Below are 5,200 nucleotides of genomic sequence, written 5' to 3' on the forward strand. Positions count from 1 at the left end.
CGACGGGGCGCGCGCGCAGACGGCCGGCGGTGGCGACCGGACGACCCTCGGGGTCGGCGACGGCGACGGCCAGGCCGCCGCCGTCGGTGGCCGGTGCGAGGCGCACCCGCAGCGCGGTGGCCCCGGCGGCGTGCAGGGTGACGTCCTCCCAGGCCCACGGAAGGCCCGCGGCGCCGTCACCGGTGAGCAGGGCGGCGTGCAGGGCGGCGTCGAGCAGGGCGGGGTGCAGCCCGAAGCGGGCCGCGTCCTCGGCGGTGGTGTCGGGGTCGGGCAGCGACACCTCGGCGTAGACGGTGTCGCCGTCCCGCCAGGCGCCGGTCAGCCCCCGGAACACCGGACCGTAGCCGAACCCGGCCTCGGCGAACCGCTCGTAGCAGCCCTCGACGTCGAGCTCGGCCACGCCGGTGGGCGGCCAGGTCGTGGCGTCGAACCGCACTGGGCCCGGCGCGAGGGTGGTGAGGGTGCCGGTGGCGTGCTCGGTCCACTCGTCGGAGCCCTCGGGGCGGGCGTGCACGGTGACCGGGCGTCGGCCGGAACCGTCGTCGGCACCGGCGCGGACCTGCACGGTGACGGCGCCACCCGCGGCGGGCAGGGTCAGCGGCGTGGCGAGGGTGAGCTCCTCGACGCCGGTGCAGCCGACCTCGTCGCCCGCGCGGACGGCGAGCTCGAGCAGCGCGGTCCCGGGCAGCACCACGGTCCCGGCGACCGTGTGGTCGGCGAGCCACGGCTGCGCGGACGCCGAGAGACGGCCGGTCAGCAGCGCGCCCGCGCCGTCGGGGAACGCGACGGCGGCGCCGAGCAGCGGGTGCCCGGCGGCGCCGAGCCCGGCGGAGCGGACGTCGCCGGGGGCCGCGGTGGCACCCGGCCAGTAGCGGCGGTGCTGGAAGGCGTAGGTCGGCAGGTCGACGCGGGCGGCGCCGGTGCCGTCGAACACGGCGTCCCAGTCGATCCGTACGCCGCGGACGTGCAGCGCGGCGAGCGCGGCGACGACGGCGACGTCCTCGGAGCCCTCGCCGTGCAGCACGGGCACGGTGACGGTCCCGTCGGCGGGCAGCGAGTCCTGGGCCATGGCCGACAGCACGCCGCCGGGGCCGATCTCGACGAAGGTGACGGCGCCGCGGCCGGCGAGGGTGGTGACGGCGTCGGCGAACCGGACGGGTTCGCGGACGTGGCGCACCCAGTACCCGGGGTCGCACAGCTCGTCGGCACCGGCGAGGTCACCGGTCAGGGAGGAGACCACGGGCACCGCCGGGGCCTCCGGGGACAGGCCGGCGACCACGGAGCGGAACTCGGCGAGCATCGGCTCCATCAGCGGTGAGTGGAACGCGTGGCTGACCCTCAGCCTGCTGGTCCGTCGCCCGCCCTCGGCGAGCGCCGCCGCGACGGCGTCGACGCCGTCCTGCGAGCCGGACACGACGACGGCCGACGGGCCGTTGACCGCGGCGATCGCGACGTCGTCGCGGGTGAGCAGAGCGGCGACCTCGTCCTCGGTCGCCTCGACGGCGACCATCGCGCCGCCGGCGGGCAGCGCCTGCATCAGGGTGCCGCGGGCGGCGACCAGCCGCGCGGCGTCGGCGAGGGTGAACACCCCCGCCACGTGGGCGGCGGCGATCTCGCCGACGGAGTGGCCGGCGACGAGGTCGGGGGCGACGCCCCAGGACTCCAGCAGCCGGTACAGCGCGACCTCCAGCGCGAAGAGCGCCGGTTGGGTGGCGCCGGTCGCGTCCAGTGCGGCCCCGGCGCTGTCACCGTGGCCCCAGACGACCGCACGCAGGTCGGAGCCCAGCTCGGCGTCCAGCGCGGACAGTGCGGCGTCGAAGGCGTCGGCGAAGGCCAGGTACCGGGCGTGCAGCTCGCGGCCCATGCCGAGGCGCTGCGAGCCCTGCCCGGAGAACAGGAACGCGGTACGGCCGGTCGCGGTGGTGCCGGTGACGACGGCCGGGTCGGCCTCGCCCGCGGCGAGCGCCGCCAGGCCGCGCAGGGTCTGCTCCGCCCCGGTGCCGACGACGACCGCGCGCTGCTCGAGGGCGGCGCGGGTGCGCAGCAGGGACCAGCCGACGTCGGCGGGGTCGATCGCGGGATCGATCGCGGGGTCGACGGCGTGGCCGTCGCGGACGTGGGTGAGCAGGCGGGCGGCCTGGTCGCGCAGCGCGTCGGCGGAGGCGCCCGACAGCGCCCACGGCACGGCGGGCAGCTCCCGGCCACCGATGGTGGCGGTGGTCGGCGTCGGCTCCGGCTGCTCGACGATGACGTGGGCGTTGGTGCCGCTGATGCCGAACGACGACACGCCCGCCCGGCGGGGGCGCCCGGTCTCGGGCCACGGCGTCGGCTCGGTGAGCAGCGCGACCGTGCCGTCGGACCAGTCCACGTGCGAGGACGGCGCGTCCACGTGCAACGTGCGCGGCACCGTCCCGTGCCGCATCGCCAGCACCATCTTGATCACACCCGCCACACCGGCGGCGGCCTGGGTGTGGCCGATGTTGGACTTCACCGACCCGAGCAGCAGCGGCCGCTGCGGGTCCCGGTCCCGCCCGTAGGTCGCGATCAGGGCCTGGGCCTCGATCGGGTCGCCGAGGGTGGTGCCGGTGCCGTGTGCCTCGACGACGTCGACGTCGCCGGTGGACAGACCGGCGTTCGCCAGCGCGCGGCGGATGACCCGCTGCTGGGACGGGCCGTTCGGCGCCGTGAGCCCGTTCGAGGCGCCGTCCTGGTTGACCGCCGACCCGCGCAGCACCGCGAGGATCTCGTGACCGTTGCGGAGTGCGTCGGACCGCCGCTCCAGGACGAGCACGCCGACGCCCTCGGACCAGGCGACGCCGTCGGCGGCGTCGGCGAAGGCCTTGGAGCGGCCGTCGGGCGCGAGTCCGCGCTGGCGGGAGAAGTCGACGAACGTGCTGGGTGTCGACATGACCGTCACGCCCCCGGCGAGGGCGAGGGTGCACTCCCCCGCCCGCAGCGCCTGCGCGGCCAGGTGCATCCCGACCAGCGACGACGAGCACGCGGTGTCGACGGTGACCGCAGGGCCCTCCAGGCCCAGGGTGTAGGACACGCGGCCGGACGCGACGCTGGGGGCGCTGCCGTTGCCGCGGAAGGCCTCGTGCTCGTCGCCGGTCAGCGTGGTGCCGTAGTCGTTGTACATGACACCGGCGAACACACCGGTGGCGCTGCCGCGCAGCCCGGTCGGGTCGATCCCGGCCCGCTCGATCGCCTCCCAGCTCGTCTCCAGCAGCAGCCGCTGCTGCGAGTCGGTGGACAGCGCCTCGCGCGGGCTCATCCCGAAGAACCCGGCGTCGAACTCGGGGGCGGTGTGCAGGAACCCGCCGGCGCGGACGTGGGTGTGCCCGGGACGGTCCGGGTCCGCGTCGAACAGGTTGGCCAGGTCCCAGCCGCGGTCGGTCGGGAACGGGCCGGTCGCGTCGGCGCCGTCGCCGACGAGCCGCCACAGGTCCTCCGGGGAGCCGACACCGCCGGGGTAGCGGCACGCCATCCCGACGATCACGACGGGATCGTCGCCGGTCGCGGCCGAGGAAGCGGCGGTCCTGTCGGGGGTGCGGTCGGCGGTGTCGTCGGGGGCGTCGTCGGCACCGAGCAGCTCGTCGCGCAGGTGGCGGGCCAGCACGCCCGGCGTCGGGTAGTCGAAGACCATGGTCGCGGGCAGGCGCAGCCCGGTGGCGGCGGTGAGTCCGTTGCGCAGCTCGACCGCGGTGAGCGAGTCGAAGCCGAGGTCCTGGAACTGACGGCCGGTCTCGACCTGGCCGGGGTCGGCGTGGCCGAGGACGTGGGCGATCCGCTCGCGGACGAGGTCAAGCAGCGCCTCGTCACGGGTGGACCCGTCCAGCGCGCGGAGCCGCTCGGCGAGGTCACCGGTGGACGGCGACGCCTGGGCGGCGGCGCGCCGCGCGGGGCGCCGGATCAGGCCGCGCAGCAGCGGCGCGGGCTCGCCCTGGGCGCGCAGGGCTGGCAGGTCGAGCCGGACCGGGGCGAGCGCGGCGGCTCCGTCGACGGTCGCCGCGAGCGCGGCGTCGAACAGGGCCGTCCCCTGCTCCGGGGTCAGCGGCGGCATCCCGGAGCGGGCGATCCGCTCCACGTCGACGTCGCTGAGCGAGCCCGTCATGCCGACGACGCGGCTCCACGGCCCCCAGGCCAGCGCGACGGCGGGCAGCCCGGCCGCCCGGCGGTGCACGGCCAGCGCGTCGAGGAAGGCGTTCCCCGCGGCGTAGTTGGCCTGCCCGGGGCTGCCGAAGGTGGCGGCGACCGAGGAGAACAGGACGAAGGTGTGCAGGTCCAGGTCGCGGGTGAGCTCGTGCAGGTGCCAGGCCGCGTCGGCCTTGGGGCGCAGCACGGTGTCGAGGCGCTCCGGGGTCAGCGAGCCGATCACGCCGTCGTCGACGACGCCCGCGGTGTGCACGACGGCGGTCAGCGGGTGCGTGTCGGGGATGCCGGCGAGCAGCGCGGCGACCGCGGCCCGGTCGGTGACGTCGCAGGCCACGGCGTGCGCGGTCGCGCCCAGCGCGGTGAGCTCGTCGACCAGCTCGGCGGCGCCGGGGGCGTCCGGACCGCGACGGCCGGCCAGCAGCAGCTGCCGTACACCGTGCTCGGCGACGAGGTGCCGGGCCAGGACACCGCCGAGGCCGCCGGTCCCGCCGGTGATCAGGACGGTGCCGTCGGGGTTCCACCGGTGCGGCTCGGCGTCGGTGCGGACCCGGACCAGCCGCGGCACGAGCACCGTGTCGGCGCGGACGGCGAGGTCGGGCTCGTCCTCGGTGGCGGCGAGCGCGGCGACCAGTGCGGCGGGGGCCACGACCGGATCGGCGCCGGTGGCGTCGTCGGGCAGGTCGAGGACCGCCAGCCGGCCCGGGTTCTCGGTGCGGGCGGTGCGGACGAGGCCGTGCACCGCGGCGGCGGCCGGGTCGGCGCCGTCGGTGGCGCCGCGGGTGAGCAGCACGAGCCGGGAGTCGGCGAACTCCTCGCCGGACAGCCACTGCTGCACCAGCTCCAGGGCCGCGGTGGCGACGGTGTGCGCGGCGTCGGCGACGGTGCCGCCGCAGGACGCGGCCCCGGCCACCACGAGCTCGGGGACGGGCTCGCCGGAGGCGGCCAGCGCGGTGAGATCCGGGTAGGTGCGCACGGGGACGCCCGCGGCCCGCAGTGCGGCCGTGCCGACCGGGCCGGGGCCGCCGGTCTCGGCGCCGACGACGGC

1 protein-coding gene is annotated in these 5,200 nt (G+C 77.4%); it reads right to left on the bottom strand.

Annotated elements, in window-relative coordinates; all coding sequences use genetic code 11:
- Positions 1–5,200, bottom strand: a 5,200-nt coding sequence (locus NH602_RS27815) for a type I polyketide synthase (RefSeq protein ID WP_253069342.1), incomplete at both ends; no start/stop codon positions are given.

Origin of the sequence: Pseudonocardia sp. McavD-2-B (assembly GCF_024124365.1) — a bacterium.
Lineage (GTDB): Bacteria > Actinomycetota > Actinomycetes > Mycobacteriales > Pseudonocardiaceae > Pseudonocardia > Pseudonocardia alni.